Origin of the sequence: Psychromonas arctica (assembly GCF_036697365.1) — a bacterium.
Taxonomy (GTDB): domain Bacteria; phylum Pseudomonadota; class Gammaproteobacteria; order Enterobacterales; family Psychromonadaceae; genus Psychromonas; species Psychromonas arctica_A.
In genome coordinates, this window is the sequence record NZ_JBAHZA010000020.1 from 1 (window position 1) to 17,215 (window position 17,215).

General features: G+C 37.2%; 13 protein-coding genes and 3 tRNA genes. 8 read left to right on the forward strand and 8 right to left on the reverse strand.

Annotated features, from left to right (window positions below):
- Positions 1-142: 142 nt before the first annotated feature.
- On the reverse strand, positions 143-1,294 hold the full coding sequence (locus tag V5290_RS15880; RefSeq protein ID WP_333388005.1) for an iron-containing alcohol dehydrogenase: 1,152 nt from the start codon (positions 1,292-1,294) through the stop codon (positions 143-145).
- Between the two features lie 250 nt (positions 1,295-1,544).
- On the opposite strand from V5290_RS15880, the gene V5290_RS15885 reads away from it, so the two are divergent.
- The 3 genes from V5290_RS15885 (at position 1,545) to V5290_RS15895 (ending at position 4,716) form a co-directional block, all read left to right on the forward strand.
- Positions 1,545-2,018, forward strand: coding sequence for a MarR family transcriptional regulator (locus V5290_RS15885; protein WP_333388008.1), 474 nt, complete (start codon positions 1,545-1,547; stop codon positions 2,016-2,018).
- A gap of 35 nt (positions 2,019-2,053) precedes the next feature.
- Positions 2,054-2,668 (forward strand): glutathione S-transferase, encoded by a 615-nt coding sequence (locus tag V5290_RS15890; RefSeq protein ID WP_333388011.1) that lies wholly within the window; start codon positions 2,054-2,056, stop codon positions 2,666-2,668.
- A 281-nt stretch (positions 2,669-2,949) separates the two neighbouring features.
- Positions 2,950-4,716 carry an alkaline phosphatase D family protein gene (locus tag V5290_RS15895; RefSeq protein WP_333388014.1) on the forward strand — a complete coding sequence of 589 codons (1,767 nt, stop codon included), beginning with the start codon at positions 2,950-2,952 and terminating at the stop codon, positions 4,714-4,716.
- 192 nt (positions 4,717-4,908) lie between these two features.
- On the opposite strand, the gene ansA is transcribed toward V5290_RS15895, so the two are convergent.
- Positions 4,909-5,928, reverse strand: a complete 1,020-nt coding sequence (gene ansA, locus V5290_RS15900; RefSeq protein ID WP_333388016.1) for an asparaginase — start codon at positions 5,926-5,928, stop codon at positions 4,909-4,911.
- Between the two features lie 617 nt (positions 5,929-6,545).
- Here ansA and V5290_RS15905 point away from each other — a divergent pair.
- The 3 genes from V5290_RS15905 to V5290_RS15915 all read left to right on the forward strand — a co-directional run bounded on the left by V5290_RS15905 (position 6,546) and on the right by V5290_RS15915 (position 8,938).
- Complete coding sequence (locus V5290_RS15905) at positions 6,546-7,181, forward strand: alternative oxidase (RefSeq protein WP_333388017.1); 636 nt, start codon at positions 6,546-6,548, stop codon at positions 7,179-7,181.
- Positions 7,182-7,456: 275 nt separating this feature from the next.
- Positions 7,457-8,191, forward strand: coding sequence for a tRNA-uridine aminocarboxypropyltransferase (locus V5290_RS15910; protein ID WP_333388019.1), 735 nt, complete (start codon positions 7,457-7,459; stop codon positions 8,189-8,191).
- 117 nt (positions 8,192-8,308) lie between these two features.
- Positions 8,309-8,938, forward strand: coding sequence for a LysE family translocator (locus V5290_RS15915; RefSeq protein ID WP_333388021.1), 630 nt, complete (start codon positions 8,309-8,311; stop codon positions 8,936-8,938).
- A 114-nt stretch (positions 8,939-9,052) separates the two neighbouring features.
- On the opposite strand, the gene V5290_RS15920 is transcribed toward V5290_RS15915, so the two are convergent.
- From V5290_RS15920 to V5290_RS15945, 6 genes are all read right to left on the reverse strand, one after another.
- A complete protein-coding gene (locus tag V5290_RS15920) occupies positions 9,053-9,961 on the reverse strand; it encodes an aldo/keto reductase (protein ID WP_333388025.1) in 909 nt (302 codons plus the stop codon).
- Positions 9,962-10,467: 506 nt separating this feature from the next.
- Complete coding sequence (locus V5290_RS15925) at positions 10,468-11,394, reverse strand: porin (protein ID WP_333388027.1); 927 nt, start codon at positions 11,392-11,394, stop codon at positions 10,468-10,470.
- Between the two features lie 778 nt (positions 11,395-12,172).
- Positions 12,173-12,619 (reverse strand): hypothetical protein, encoded by a 447-nt coding sequence (locus tag V5290_RS15930; protein WP_333388029.1) that lies wholly within the window; start codon positions 12,617-12,619, stop codon positions 12,173-12,175.
- Between the two features lie 754 nt (positions 12,620-13,373).
- Positions 13,374-13,450 (reverse strand) — tRNA-Pro (locus tag V5290_RS15935).
- Positions 13,451-13,477: 27 nt separating this feature from the next.
- A tRNA-His gene (locus V5290_RS15940) sits at positions 13,478-13,553 on the reverse strand.
- A gap of 66 nt (positions 13,554-13,619) precedes the next feature.
- Positions 13,620-13,696, reverse strand: a tRNA-Arg gene (locus V5290_RS15945).
- A gap of 208 nt (positions 13,697-13,904) precedes the next feature.
- Between V5290_RS15945 and rnr the strand changes: the two genes are divergently transcribed.
- Positions 13,905-16,415 (forward strand): ribonuclease R, encoded by a 2,511-nt coding sequence (gene rnr / locus V5290_RS15950; protein WP_333388030.1) that lies wholly within the window; start codon positions 13,905-13,907, stop codon positions 16,413-16,415.
- A 53-nt stretch (positions 16,416-16,468) separates the two neighbouring features.
- Positions 16,469-17,209, forward strand: a complete 741-nt coding sequence (rlmB, locus tag V5290_RS15955; protein WP_333388034.1) for a 23S rRNA (guanosine(2251)-2'-O)-methyltransferase RlmB — start codon at positions 16,469-16,471, stop codon at positions 17,207-17,209.
- The last annotated feature ends 6 nt before the right edge of the window (positions 17,210-17,215 follow it).

Genomic DNA, 17,215 nt, shown 5'->3' on the forward strand with positions numbered 1-17,215 from the left:
AGTACGTCTAGTTGTTGATTTCATAACACTCTCCGATTAATTGGTAGAAAAGTGTCAACCTTATTTAGGACGGGTCAAAGAATACATAAAAAAAGGGACTGCTGAGCAGTCCCTTATTACTTTAACTTTCAAACAGAAACGCTTACAAAGCGGTTTCTAAAATTTGACGAGAACGCGCTAAGTCGATTGTGCCGTTTTCACCTAGTTTAGTCATACCGTGAGCTTCTAAACTTTCCATCGCAGTATCAACATCAGCTGCTGTTAGATCGATTTCACTTAAATAAACAGGTGTATTCATTGCAGAAAAGAATGCTTTGGTTTTTTCAATAGCAGCATCGATACGTGCATCATCGCTACCTTCTGTGATATCCCAAATTCGTTCTGCATATTGTAGCAATTTTGCTTTTTTCTCTTCACGGCAAACTTGCATAATTGCAGGTAGCACGATCGTTAAACTACGCCCATGGTCAACACCAAAATTACCGGTTAACTCATGACCTATCATATGTGTAGCCCAATCTTGAGGAACGCCTACTCCGATTAAACCGCTTAATGCTTGAGTAGCAGCCCACATGACATTAGTGCGCGCTTCCATATCTTGTAAATCGTCAATTAGTTTTGGCCCTTCCTCAACTAGCGTTAATAGAATACCTTCTGCAAAGCGATCTTGAATTTTGGCATTAACTGGATACGTTAGGTATTGTTCCATCACATGTACAAATGCATCTACTACACCATTCGATGTTTGGCGCTCAGAAAGACTTAACGTAGTTTGAGGATCAAGAATTGCAAATTGTGGACGTACAAGTGGGTTTTGGAATGCTAACTTGTTTTTACCGCGAGTTACTACAGCACCCACATTGGTCTCAGATCCAGTCGCAGGTAGCGTCAAAATACAACCCAATGGTAATGCACTTTCTATTTTGCCTTGCTTTGCAAGAATATCCCAAGCTTCTTCACCTTTGAAATCAACAGCTGCAGCAATAAATTTAGTTCCATCAACAACAGAACCACCGCCTACTGCTAATAAATAATCGAAGCCTTCTGAACGAATACGCTCAACAGCTTTCATTAGGGTGTCGTACTGTGGATTTGGCTCAATACCAGAAAACTCGTCCCAATTATGTTCAGCAAGTGCAGCAACCACTTGATCATAAACACCATTAGTTTTGATAGAACCACCACCATAAGTTACTAATATTTTTTTACCTTTAGGAATACTATTAGTAATTGCTGCGATTTGACCTTGGCCAAAATGAATCTCTGTGGTGTTTTGGTAACTGAAATTATTCATCTATCACTCCTATTTAACAACCTAAAATAAAGTTATTTTAATTACATTTGTTTTGGTTTAATCGAACACTCTTATGCTGAACATATTAACCATAACAATTAAGAAGGTAAGCAATACGACTAATATGCTAGTCACGATCACCTTCATCAAAAAATAAATTGCGCACAACTTAATTGCCTGCAATTATATCTCGCAATAAAACATTAACGCAAGTATATTGTGCACAATCTAATTATTTAAAGGATTGAATATGTCTAATAATAAAATTGGCCAAACTGAGGAAGCAGAAAGCCAAGATTCGGACTTAGTAATAGAAAAACAAGTGTGCTTCTCCCTATACAGTGCAGCTAACGCTATTGTTCGAGCCTATCGACCTATGCTTAAAGCGCTAGATCTGACTTATCCTCAATACTTAGTCATGATTGTACTTTGGAATAATAACGGTATTAACGTTAAGGCATTAGGTCATCAACTGCATTTAGATTCAGGTACTTTAACGCCATTATTAAAACGCCTTGAAAGCAAGGAGTTATTAACTCGACAACGTGGCTCTGAAGATGAGCGAGTGCGAGAGATTTTTTTAACAGAACAGGGAATGCTGTTAAAAAATTTAGCCGAAACGATCCCTAATCAAATGTTATGTAAATCAAAATTACCCGTTGAAGAGTTGTTAACATTAAAAGAAAGCTGCGACAAAATGTGTGACAACTTACAAGATAAATAACAACTCTAAGCATGATAACAACAAGGAATAAAAAGATGATTAAACTTCACCACCTGAATAAATCTCGCTCTAAACGCATTATTTGGCTACTTGAAGAGTTGGGCGTTGATTACAGCATCATTGCTTATCAAAGAGATAGTCAAACCTTCCTTGCACCACCAGAATTAAAAGCAATCCATCCATTGGGAAAATCTCCGGTGATTGAAGATAATGATTTAGTCATTGCTGAATCAGGAGCAATTACCGAGTATCTCATTAATAAATATGCTGATGGCGCTTTAGCCCCTGAAAAAGGCACAAAAGATGAAATCGAATACAGCCAGTGGATACATTTTGCAGAGAGCTCAGCGATCTTGCCGCTATTATTAAAAATGTTTGTTAATAAAGATGGTTGTGAAACAAACTTCTTAGGCGACTATGCTGACGCAGAAACTTTCAAAGTAATCAGTTACTTTAATGACTCACTGGCAGGTAAACGTTATTTAGTGGCAGATAAATTAACAGGCGCGGATATCATGATGTCCTTTATTGTTGAGTTAGTCGCTAATAGTGGCCAACTAGCTAACTTCCCACATCTTGAAACCTATGCGAAACAGCTTGCTACTCATAGTGCATTTCATAAAGCAGAAAGCATCGAACTAAGCCATTAATTGCTTTTGTCACTGTAAAATTAAAATAAAGTTAGCTGTAAAACGAGTCTCCCTTTATAGCTAGCTTTATAGAAATAGTATCTGACTACCCTAACGTCTAATCCATAGAACAAAGTTGGTTACAAAAAAGCATTTTAAAAAATCCAGAAAGCTAAAACACCACCATTAAAATCTACTTTTATAAAACATTTAAATTATTAATCAAATAAAAACCAATCATTTGACAACTAAGTTGTCACATAAACTCCGTACACTATTAATTTTAAAATAAGGATAGTTTAATGAAAGGTTCTATTTCGCGCCGTGATTTTCTAATATTAACAGCCAGAGGCGCAGGTGCAGCAATAGTTTCATACGGTTTAATGGGTTGTGCAACAGATGAGAATGATGATCAAGTAGTTAACAACGTGAGCTTTAATCATGGTATTGCCAGTGGTGACCCTTTAGCAAATTCAATTATTTTATGGACACGTATTACACCAGATACCGAGGCAGAGCTGACGGTGTCATGGGAAGTAGCAAAAGACCAAACCTTTACAGAGTTAATCAGTACAGGTAACAGCACCACCAACGCCTCAAAAGATTACACAATAAAAGTAGATGTAATCGGTTTAGAAGCTGATACTAGCTATTATTATCGCTTTATTAGCCATGGTGTCACTTCGGGAATCGGCACCACTAAAACCATTAGCAATGGTTCACCTGATTCAGTAAAACTCGCGGTTATGTCTTGTGCAAACTACCCTGCAGGATATTTTAATGTATATAACTTAGCAGCCCAACAAGAAGAGTTAGATGCTGTATTACACCTAGGCGATTATATTTACGAATACGCACGAGGTGAGTATGCAAGTGAAAATGCAGAAGCACTTGCTAGAGAAGTATTGCCGGCTACTGAATTATTTAGCTTAAGTGACTACCGCACCCGATACGCTCAGTACCACAGTGACCCCGATTTGCAGTTATTACACAGCAAAGTACCCTTCATTACCGTTTGGGATGATCATGAAATTGCAGATGATACTTGGCGAGATGGAGCAGGAAACCACAATGACGGAGAAGGCAGCTTTGAAGAACGAAAATTAGCAGCTTTACAAGCGTATTTTGAATGGCTTCCAATTCGTCCATGGAGCGAAGGTAATAATGAAGAGATTTATCGCCACTTTGCTTTTGGTGATCTAGTTGATCTTTATATGTTAGATACCCGTGTATTAGCTCGTGATCAACAACTAAGTTATGCTGACTATTTTGATGGTAGTACTCTCTTTGATGAACAAACCTTTAATCAAGATTTATATGAAACAGAACGCAACATGCTAGGAACAGAACAGTTGCAATGGCTGGAAGACAGCGTGTCTGTGAATGCTGGACGTTGGCAGCTCTTAGGGCAACAGGTGTTAATGGGTGAAATGAAACTACCTGGTGCAATCGCATTAAATGCAATGAGTAGCAGTGACTATGAAGAGCTAGGTGGATTAGCACTGCTTGCAGCTCGCATCGAAGCTAGCGATCCTACCTTAACAGCAGCAGAGCAAGATTATTATGCAGAGAATTCTGACAAGCTAACTGCTGATGCACTTAGCTTATTATCTTTTCCTGAGTTACCCTATAACCTAGACGCATGGGATGGGTATGCAACAGAGCGAGATAAAGTATTAGCGATCTTTAACGAAAAAAATCTAGTCGTCATTGCTGGTGATACACACAATGCTTGGGCGAATGAGTTATCTAATGCAGATGGCTCAATCGTAGGCGTAGAGTTCGCTGTTTCCTCAATTTCATCTCCAGGTCTTGAGTATTATTTAGGTATTAGTGATGACGTTATTGAAAGCACAGAGAATGGCTTTGTTTCTTTAATTGAAGGTCTTAAGTATTCAAATGCTAAAGATAGAGGTTTTTTAACACTCACCTTCACTCAAGATAAAGTTGAAAGTCAATGGCACTATGTCGACACAATTCTCTCGGATCAATATCAGACATTAACAGAGCGCTCAACGGTAGCCAGTAGTCTTGTAAATGAACCGGCATTAATTTTAACGACTGACTAAAGTCAGCTTAAATGCCTTGTTGATAGATAAATAGCGAGGCATTTTTAATACCAATTACATTAAATAAGTCACCTAGACTTTGCGCAGGGGAAATGACTGAATCCAAGATGGATTTTAAGCCTTTCGACGATTAACTTCATTAACCGCCTGTCGGGAAATTAACGAAGCTAATTATTTAATAGTTGTTCTATTTTAAAAAGAACTACTCAATTCACCACGTAAATCAGTCGTTAATAACTCTTTTACCACTTTATGGCTGAGGTCTTGGCTTAATAAATAATGCAATTTAGCGATAACCGCTTCAGTGGTCATATCAATACCACCAATCACGCCAGCTTCACTCAACGCATGACCTGTCGCATAACCGTCCATATTCACACTCCCTTTTAAACATTGGCTACAGTTAACAATCAAAATTCCGCGCTCACTTGCTTCTTTTAATGTTTTCAACAACTCAGGATCTTGCTGAGCATTACCAACACCATAAGTTAATAGCACTAATGCTTGTAATGGGCTTTTTAATAAATTATCTAATACTTGCCAATCTAAACCAGGAAATAGATGCAAGATAGCAATCGATTGTTTCTCAATTTGACCAATCGTTAAGCGAGTATTAACCGTGCGCTGTTTTTTACCTGCAATATTCTTGATATCAATACCCGCTTCCAATAGCACAGGGTAATTTGGCGAGACAAACGCACTAAAACCATCAGCGTGCTGTTTAGTGGTCCTATTACCTCGAAACAATTGATTATTAAAAAATAAACACACTTCATTAATTGGGTGATGGGCTGCAATATATAATGAGTTAAGTAAATTAGCGCGAGCATCTGAACGTAACTGAGATAAGGGAATCTGCGAACCAGTAATGATCACTGGTTTACTTAAGCTTTCAAAAATAAACGATAACGCAGACGCCGTATACGACATAGTATCTGTACCATGTAAGATAATAAAACCGTCAAAATCATGGTATTTCTGCTGGATATCATTTGCCAGTATTTGCCATGCTTGCGGCGATATATCGGCAGAATCAATTAATGGCTCGTATTCGTGAATTTCAAAATCAGGCATATCCTCATGAAAAAATTCAGGCATATTTTTAATCGTTTCCGATAAATAACCTGCCACTGGAATATAACCATTTTTTGATGGTTTCATTCCGATAGTGCCACCAGTATAAGCAATATAAATACGTTTTTTCTCAGCCATTAACTTCTCGTTTTTGTTTCATAAAAAATAACCATCCCATAGCAGCTGCTAACAATTAATACAGAGGATGAATTTACTCCTGAGTGGTACTTCATTTACTTTTAATCTCATTATAGAAAAACGGATATTTACTTATAAGCTCAACAAAACAAATAAATATAGGCATAACAAAAATAAAAAGAAGTGATCTCACTCAAGCGCTACAAGATACACATATTTTGTCGAACACCCCAGGCTTTGTAATGAATTCAACTAAAAATAATGCAACTAATTGGCGATTCTAATTAATATTAAAATGTATTGAGCATTCAGCTAAACAATTTTAGGGCGATTTGTTATGAGAAAAAGAAATAACAGGTCAAAGTTTAGTCAAATCTATTAAGGTTTTTAAAAAGTATTGAGTCACAAAAAACTAACAAAAAGTGATCAATAAGGCGATTTTCAATGAGTTCGAAGTAAAAATTATTCACAATTGTTAATGGGATATTTCCAAGCTTGTTAACACTTATTTACATGATAAAAATTCAACATTTTCAAGCAGTTTGAAGCATTGACCAAGATCACATTTCGTATTAATTTGTTTGTAGAATTACTTTTAACCTACTGAGAGAGATACTATGTCAAACTTTGAATTGCTACACCAAAAGCCAAATAAATTGTCTGAATCTATCGCTTACAAAATTACTCAGATATTGAAATTCACACTTAATCTTTTTTACGGTACTAAGTACGCAAAAAGAGCCGTTATATTAGAAACAATTGCCGCAGTGCCAGGTATGGTTGCGGGCATGTTTAATCATTTAAAAGCACTTCGTCGTATGCGAGATGATCAAGGCTGGGTCCGAGAGTTGTTAGACGAAGCTGAAAATGAACGTATGCATTTAATGATTTTTTTAGATATTGCCAAACCTACTTGGATTGAAAGAACATTAGTATTATTAGGGCAAGGCGCTTTCTTATTTGTATACACCTTCTTATACCTTTTATCTTCTAAAACAGCCCATAGAGTCGTAGGCTATTTTGAAGAAGAAGCATGTAAAAGCTATACAGAGTTTTTAGACAAAATAGACGAAGGTGTTGTTGAAAATGTACCAGCGCCACGCATCGCTAAAGATTATTATAACTTACCAGAAGATGCATTATTACGTGACGTAGTGCTATGTATTCGTGAAGATGAAGCAAAGCATCGCGATCGTAACCATGAGTTTGCCGATTCATTTGAAAATAATGATTTACCATCACATCAACAATAATCGACTAATTATAATATAAAGTGGTAAGGGGGATTTCCTCCTTATCACTTTATCACTTTATCACTTCACTCAAACCTAAAGCTCATTACCTTTATTCATTCTACCGTTTCACTTAGTTAACCTCAGTTCAGGTTAATAAAAGCGGAACATTATATAATCAGATAGTTAAATAATTTAACGAAGAAATCCCTATAAATAGCGGTGTGAGTCGATTTTCTTACTCAATATTAAGTTTATTTACGTATAATCATAGTTCAATCATTAAAGAGCCAATTATGCGTATCCATGCTATTCACAAACTATACGACTTTAGATTAAGCCAAAGTACACGCCCTTTTCTTGCAAGAGGCGGAAATATTAATCGCTGTAAACATTGCATGTTATTACCTTATCTATGTCTGTGTGGCATTAAACAGTCTGTAGTAAGTGACAGTGGATTTTTATTATTAATGTACGATGATGAAATATTAAAGCCTAGTAACACAGGACGATTAATTGCCGATCTCATTATTGATACACATGCCTATATTTGGTCTCGTACTGAGCCCAATACATCGATGTTAGCCCTCTTACAAGATCCTAAATGGTTTCCAATTGTTGTATTCCCATCTGAATATGCAGACATAAATAGAGAAGTAATAAAACAGCATGCATTACCAAGCCAGATAAAAGGAAAACGCCCCTTATTTATTTTGCTAGACGGTACTTGGGCACAGGCAAAGAAAATGTTCCGTAAAAGTCCTTACTTGAATAACTTTCCAATATTATCTTTTACACCTGAAAAGCTATCTGAATATTTAGTGCGTAAAGCAACTAAAGATAATCAATTAGCGACTGCTGAAGTGGCAGGTTTGGTATTAGAGCGTTTAGGTGAAACAAATAATGCTAAAATAATGCACCTATTATTTAATGCATTTAAAGAAAACTATTTATTAGGAAAAAACCGTCAACCGCTTCCCGAAAAGAACCAACAGACACTCTTGTCATTAGCATTAAATGAATTAACATAACAATCATGCTTATTTAATCTAATGAGTTTAACTACTTACGTCTAAACCTAATTAGCCGTAAGTGTGTTTTAACCCTCTCACTTTATTATCTTTATCCGCCCAATAAGAAAGGAAGCTATGAACTACTTACATGAATTTTTAATGTTAACGTTAATTCATTTTCTCGCTGTAATCAGCCCAGGCCCAGACTTCGCGATTGTCCTTAGGCAAAGTATTAGCTTTGGTAGAAAAACCGCTATTATTACTAGTTTAGGAATAGGAGCAGGTATTGCTGTTCATGTTATTTATACTTTATTGGGCATTGGATTATTAATATCACAATCCGCCTATTTAATGTTATCGGCGAAAGTATTAGGCGCAACTTATCTAACTTATCTAGGTATTAACTTGCTTCGCAGTAAGGCATCAAAGGATCAACCTAGCTCAATCAAAACAGATAACAATAAAGAAGACCAAAAGAAAGCATTCATGATTGGTTTCATGACCAATGTGTTCAACCCAAAAGCAACATTATTTTTTCTAGCTATTTTCAGCACTATTATTAATCCCAATACACCGCTGGCGATCCAATCAATTTATGGGGTGTGGATTGTAGTAACAACAGCCGCTTGGTTTAGCCTTGTTTCTTTTTTATTTTCTAAAGAAGGTATACGTCAACGCTTTGTTAAGCAGGGCTATTGGTTTGAAAGAGTAATGGGGGCAATACTATTAGCCTTTGCAGCTAAATTATTCCTGAGCTTACTTTAATCTTGCTCTAATAAAGTGCAACGCTAAAAGACAATTAAGCCATCTTAATAAAGGCGATACTCACTATTACATACGGATGACAGTATTTTTCATCCGTATGTTATTAATATGGTATTAAGGCACAGGCTCGCCTTTAGAAGCCACTAAAATACGATACCATTGTTCAGTGTTCATGGTTAAACGCAATGCGGCAACAGGGTCTTGTACACGCTTCATTTTACCAGAACCAATTAAAGCAACAGGCCTAGAAGGATGCATTAAAATCCAAGCAAAAATAACCTGAGTAATAGAAGTTGCACCAATCTCCTTCGCAACTTCTTCTAAAGTCGTGCGTAATCGGGCAATGCGCACATTAGTTTTATTAAATACTGCACCGCCGCCCAAACACGACCAAGCCATCGGCCTAACTCTGTCCTTTTGTAACTGCTCTAGTACACCGTTTTCAATGTTATCGAGGTTAAGTGGGTTCATTTCAACTTGATTTGTAATTAGCGGTCGAGTGAGACGAGACTGCAATAAATCAAATTGCATAGGCGTAAAATTTGATACTCCAAAATGTGCAACTTTCCCAGAGCGTTCAAGCTCAGTAAATGCTTTTTGCACTTTATCAGCCACCATTAAATAATCAGGCCTATGTATTAACAAGGCATCTAATTGCTCCACACCTAATTGACGTAAAGAATTATCAACAGAAGTCAGTATTGCAGATTTACTAGAGTCATAATGTGAAACACGCTTTTCAGATGCAGAGTCAGGAATACTATTGATGCCAAATTTAGAAATTATCTGAATTTTATCTCGTATTCCTGGATCTAACTTAAGAGCCTCACCAAGTAAGCTTTCACTATTTCTATATATAGCTGCCGTATCTATTGTAGTAATGCCAAGCTCAACATGTTGCTTCATAAACGTTAAACGAGCTTGTTTTGACATTCCCCAACTGTCTAAACGCCAATACCCTTGTATTAACTTAGAAAAAGAAGGTCCTTCCGGTGCCATCACTACCTTTTCTACGAAACTCATAAAATACTCCATTACTAACATGATCGAACCCCAGCAAGGGATCATCCGATTAATCGACTGATTTATAATGAGAAATTGAATTTTATAAAATAAGAATCAAATCATCATTTTTTCATGAACCTATTTATACCACGAACTTAAAAGTATATCTAATTGAGTATAGAGTTAAATTTTAAAAGTGACGGGTCCATATAAAAAACTAAAGAAGCAGGAATAACAATAAAAATAAAGTTATTGAAATAAAGGGAATAATAGCAATTTAAAATGGGCTTTGATTGACGTGGAATACTTTCAACAAACATTAGCTAAGGTTTATTCGTTTAGAAAAAAGAGATTGGTATTACTTTAAAACCTGTATCTATTGATAAAACGGTACTATTCATATAATCATCACGGATAAAAAAACTGCTTACCTGTTTTCACAAATAAGCAGTTTTATTGTTTATTAAAATACCAGTATTAATTTTGTTTATAACAAAAAGATAACTGTATTTAATAAAGCTAAATTAGAATGTTACAGCCATACCAGCACCGTAACCTAATTCAGAATCATCAGCGTCATCACCACCAAGTTCAGCGTAAACAGTTACATTGCTGTTGAATGCGTATGCTGCATTAACAAAATATGTATTAAGTTTATCGTCATCACCATCAACATCTAGAAGAGAGTAACCACCAGAGTAAGTTACTTTATCAACAGTGTATGCAGCAGCTAAACCAAATGCAGTGCTATCTTCAGCAGAAGTATAACCGTCAAGGCTACTTACAGATGCAGCTAGGTCTAAATTGTCCATAGAGTAACGAGCTTCTAAAAGAACAGAAGTAGCGCTCGCATCAGCATCATCAGCTTTACCTAAGTAAGCAGTTAAATCTAATGCATCAATACGTACACCTAAACGAGCATCAATAGACTCTACATCATCAGAAGCTGCATTTTCATTTAATAAGTAAGAAACACCAAAGTAGTAGTTACCGTTATCAACTACATATTTAACTACTTGCTTACCATCTGTTGCAACACCAGAATAACCGCTGTTAATACCAAATGCATAATCGTTAGCAATACCGATATCATCAGCGATAGTGTATTGTTGACCGATAGTTACTGTACCAAATTGTGTAAAGCTTAAACCAACAAACGCTTCATCAAGATCGATGTTGTTTGTAGATCCTGTTTCATCTTCACCAGTTACAGAAATTTTAGCAATCGCAGATAAACTATCGCTAAGTACATAACCAGCTTGAACGCCGAAGTCTGCATCATCAAGATGAATCATTTTTGGTGCGTCGTCTTCAGTACCTTTGTTAGCTTGAATTTCAACATCACCAAAAAGATCTAAAGTTACGCCGTCAGCTTCATAAACTGTAGCACTGTGTGCTGCTGTAGCTGCGAATAGAGAAGTCAGCATTGTTGCTAAGATTGTTTTTTTCATTTTCCATCACCTTGTGGCTATTAATTTAATTGAGTCCTTTGAATACTTAAGTCGTGTAACGTTAACAACGTATTACAGCTCTTTAAGCGCAAAATAAAATTACCACACAATTCTCAAGGCTGAAATAGAAAACACACTTATATGACGAGGCGTCACAAATTATTTAGCAATAAAGAGAGTTAATGTGATCAACATCTCACTTTAAAATGAAACTAAAACGCTTATTAAGTGTTAAATCCTTCATTTTTCTTTTTTTCATCATTAAAAAAGAATAAATATTGAACTTTTTTAGTATGACTAATAACCACAGCGAATAAGAAATTAGATATTTTTGAGGTAATTAATCTATCAAATTAATCAAGCTCTTCTCCTGAATCTATACTGCTATCACACCACGAAGCCTAACTTTCAAGCATTACGGGCCAAATACCTCAACAAATGCTACATGAATAAACCCTATATACGAATTTAAAACTAAAATGCCGACCCGACTTGCTAGAAGCTTTAAAGAAAAATGCAATTTAGACTTTTAATACGGGATGAAATGAAAATTGACAGTTTGCTAGATAACTTCTATGTAAATGAAAAAGACTCACTATTAATGCTAAATTCGGCTTCTAATAAGCCACCCCTATTTTATTTTTTGAGCAATAAAGCTAGGCACTTTTTTAAAAGATGAAAATAGAACTATAAAGCGAAGCTACGTAAGGGAGGGTTACAGGGAAAAGAAATATCTACTATCTAATCCCAAATATACATAATAAATGTTTAGCAAATATTAAAAACCGTAACGTACACCCAGAGCAACATCCACGCCGAATTCAAAATCGTCATCATTATGTTTATTTTGAAAAGCGAGGTCAGGTGCAGCTTGACCGTAAACATCCCAATTTTTTGCAAAAGGTATCGATAAACCTAGCGGAACTCGAACAGCATAAGAATTGTCATCATCATGATGATGTTCATCCCAGTTAATGGCAGCACCGACACCAACATACCAATTAACAGGAACATCAGAGTTAAACGCCCCTTGCTTCAAGAGATAATCTGCAGACAGACCATCATTACCTATGAATGCATTAATAGTGTTATTAAATTGCGCCGTCACACCAAAACCTTGATCAAAAGCGACACCAGCTTTGATACTTCCAGGGGCTGCTAGTGCCGGGTTAAATAAAGTTGCAATTAACAGGGAACCGACGAACGTTTTAGTTGTTTTACTCATTTTTTTGCCTTAAATATTTCTTATTTTGACCAATTATTTTTAAAAGTAATATCTCAATAGATCGATAAATGCTGATTGAGCGTTTCCTTCAGTAACATCTATCAGATTTAAATAGATGCTTTCAAATCAAAATAGTTCATTGAAAATAAGCGTTAAAACCTTCGTGGTGAAATAAAAGATAAGTTAGATGACTTAAAATTGGCTTGTTTAGACTTTAAAGCCTGTTGATTTGTGAGCTTTAATTTTGTTTACAATGAGAGGTTTTAAACGTATCGACAAATTGACAGCTAGTTAACTAAGCGAATATTGTCGAACAAAGAGTATGTCGTTGTATGGTGAAGCCATAGAGCATGGTTTCCGCTATATGATCTGAGCTCAAGTTAAGTAACAGTCTTTTCTAATGTGGTCGGTAATAGATGGAGCAGCGAAAAAGCAAAGCTTTGTGTCTGAACAATCTTTTCGGCGACAACTTGATGTCTCAGCAAACCTTTAAGGTCAAACCATTAATAGAAGCCTTATATCTCCTGAAATGCAAAAAGCCTGTAATACAATAAAGTATTACAGGCTTTTCTAATGTGGTCGGTGATAGATGGAGCAGCGAAAAAGCAAAGCTTTGTGTCTGAGCAATCTTTTCGGCGACAGCTTGGTGTATGAGCAGTCCTTTAAGATCAAACCAATGCAGGAACAATTTTTTATTTGTATCTATAAACGAAAAAAACCGCTTGATTCATAGAATTAAGCGGTTTTTTAAAGGTGGTCGGTGATAGAGGATTCGAACCTCTGACCCTCTGGTCCCAAACCAGATGCGCTACCAAGCTGCGCTAATCACCGAAATATCTATTTTACATCGAGAAAAGATGGGGCGAATGACGGGGTTTGAACCCGCGACAACCGGAATCACAATCCGGGGCTCTACCAACTGAGCTACATCCGCCACTAACAATCTAAAGACTTAATCTACTTCCGAGCTTTTCGTTTAAAACAATTGCTCTCGAAGTAATGGCGCACCCGACAGGAGTCGAACCTGTGGCCTTTGCCTCCGGAGGGCAACGCTCTATCCAGCTGAGCTACGGATGCTCACGTCTTTAGCGTGGCGCGGATAATACTGAACCCTGTAAAAGCTGTCTAGTCTTTTTTATAGTTTTTTTAATAAAATAGGTTTACTTGCTTAATAGATGTACAATTCGCTTAAAAAACAAAAAAATCAGCCTTTTCTGCATTAATCCAAAGCTTTTATCTATTTTCAGATATACTTTCACTAATTGCCTTACAAAGAGTTTCATATATGACATTAGACCCAAATTTAGATCGCGAATCACAAACTTACGAACATCCCGTACCAAGCCGTGAATTCATTTTACAATTTATCGAAAAACATGGAAAACCAATCACACGTGATGCTTTATTCAAAGCATTCTCATTATCAAGTGATGAAGAAGCGGAAGGATTACGTCGCCGCTTAAAAGCAATGGAACGAGATGGCCAGTTAGTTTGGTGCCGAAATGCGACCTATGGGTTACCGGACAAGTTAGACCTATCAACAGGTGTTGTTATTGGCCATAAAGATGGTTTTGGTTTTCTAAAAACCGCAGATGATGGCAAAGACCTATTTTTACCTAATCACCAAATGCGTTTTTTATTCCACGGTGACACTATATTAGCGCAGCCAGTTAAAGTAGATTCTCGCGGACGCACTGAAGCGCGTTTTGTGCGTTTATTAGAAGCTCGCAAAGAAACGATTGTTGGTCGTTATTTTGTAGAAGATGGTATGGGATCAGTGGTACCTGACGATTCTCGTATTAACCAAGAGATCCTAATCAGCAAAGAAAACAATGGCGGAGCCAGACATGGGCAAATAGTCGTTGTTGAAATAGTACAACGTCCTAAAGCGCGTTTTTTAGCAACGGGAAAAATAACTGAAGTACTGGGTCAAGATATGGAACCAGGTATGGAAGTGGAAATTGCTTTACGTACTCACGACATTCCACATGAATGGCCAGCAGGGCTAGATAAAGAAATTGAGCACTATGGAGAGTTTGTTCCTGAAGAAGCTAAAAAAGGACGTGTTGATTTACGAGACCTGCCATTAGTCACTATTGATGGTGAAGATGCGCGTGATTTCGATGATGCTGTATTTTGTCAAAAAGAGCCGAATGGCGGCTGGCGTTTATGGGTTGCCATTGCCGATGTAAGTTATTACGTTCGTAAAGGCACTATATTAGATAAAGAAGCAGTTAATCGTGGTAACTCTGTTTACTTCCCAGACCAAGTAATTCCAATGTTACCGGAAGTACTGTCTAACGGGTTATGTTCATTAAACCCTAAAGTAGATCGCTTATGTATGGTCAGTGAAATGGTTATCTCTAAAGATGGCCATTTAACGGATTATAAATTCTATGAAGCGGTGATGAATTCACATGCTCGCTTTACCTATACTAAAGTGGCTTCTATTTTAGCAGGCGACCAAGATTTACGAGAACAATACAATCCGCTAGTACCGCATTTAGAAGAGCTTGAGAATTTATATAAAGCCTTTAAAAAAGCACGCCATATTCGTGGTGGGATGGAATTTGAAACATTAGAAGTTCGCTTCTTATTCAACCAAGCACGTAAAATTGATTCTATTGTACCGTTAGTACGTAATGATGCTCATAAAATCATCGAAGAATGTATGATCCAAGCGAATGTTGCTTCTGCTCGTTTTATTGGTTCTGCCGATGCCGCTGCCTTATTCCGTGTTCATGAAACGCCAAGTGAAGAAAAGCTAGCGAACTTCCGTTCATTCTTAGGTGAATTAGGCTTAACCTTAAACGGTGGAGAAAAACCTGCGCCACGTGATTACGCTGACTTAGCTGAAAGTTTTGCTGAACGTGATGATAAAGAATTACTGCAAACCATGCTATTACGCTCAATGAAGCAAGCCGTTTACCAAGGTGATAACCTGGGACACTTTGGCTTAGCGTTAGAAGAGTATGCACATTTCACTTCGCCTATTCGTCGTTACCCTGACCTTATCTTACACCGTGCGATTAAATACCTAGTTGCACACCAAGAAAATAACCAGTTAAAAGCGAAATGGACCGAAACCGGTGGTTACAACTATCAATATGATGAAGTTAGTCAACTCGGTGAACACTGCTCCATGACTGAGCGTCGTGCTGACGATGCAACACGTGATGTAGCAGATGCCTTAAAGTGTGAATACATGCAGGATCATATTGGTGACACAATGGTTGGTACCATTGCAGCTGTAACAAACTTTGGTTTCTTTGTGCGTTTGAATGACATTCATATTGACGGATTAGTACATGTCACAGGGTTAATTTCTGATTACTACCAGTTTGATGCAGGTAAACAAACCTTGACTGGAGAACGTACTGGTCGTGTTTATCGTATCGGTGATGTATTAGAAGTTAAAGTTTTGTCAGTTAACCTTGATGATAAAAAGATTGATTTTGAACTCGCTGATGAAGCCTTAGCTGGTCAACGTACACGTGGGCGTAAACCATCGCCAAGAAAATCATCTGATCGCCCTATGGATAAAAGAGCTCGCAGCAAAGCGACTCGTTCAACTGGCGAAAAAGCAGCACCCAAGTCCGAACGTGAAAAGCTGCAAGAAGGCACCATAGAAACTAAGAATCCGGCAGCTAAAAAAGCAACGCCGAAAAAGAAACGCCCAGTAAAGCAAGGTGTAAAAAATACACCTTCCTCGAAGAAGAAAAAAACAACAAGTACTAAAAAAAGTCGACCAGGTCGCGCAGAACGTGCACGTAATAAAGCTAAAAAATCGGATTAAATTTTTATAAAGTCTGATTCGTGATCAAACATATTAAATATTAGAGAAAGCAAATGAGTAAAAGTGAAATTATTTACGGTATGCATGCCGTTGATGCCCTATTAGAAAAACAGCCTGAGCGTGTTATTGAGATTTATGCATTAAAAGGACGTGATGATGAGCGTTTAAATGATGTACTTAATAAAGCCAAAGAATGGGGTGTATCTGTTCAATTCATGCAACGTAAAGCCTTAGATGAAAAGTCAGATGGTGAACAGCATCAAGGTATTATGGCTAGAGTAAAAGCAATGAAAGTTTTAACTGATAACGATTTAGAGCCTATTCTAGAAAATTTAGACGTACCGCCATTCTTATTGATTTTAGATGGGGTAACTGACCCTCATAACTTGGGTGCTTGTTTACGAAGTGCAGAGGCAGCGGGCGTACATGCTGTAATTATTCCTAAAGATAATTCAGCAAGCTTAACACCTGTTGTGCGTAAAGTTGCTTGTGGTGCTGCAGAGTCAATTCCATTGATTCATGTAACCAACCTAGCTCGTGCTATGCGTAACCTGCAAGATAAAGGTATTTGGATCTATGGAACAGCAGGTGAAGCAGAGCAAAGCCTTTACGACTGTAAATTAGAAAGTGGCATGGCTTTGGCAATGGGCGCTGAAGGTAAAGGGTTGCGCCGTTTAACTCGTGAGCATTGTGATGAATTAATTAAATTACCAATGGCCGGTGCGGTTTCGAGTTTAAATGTTTCAGTCGCAACAGGTATCTGTTTATTTGAAGTGGTACGTCAACGCCGTTAACTGTCC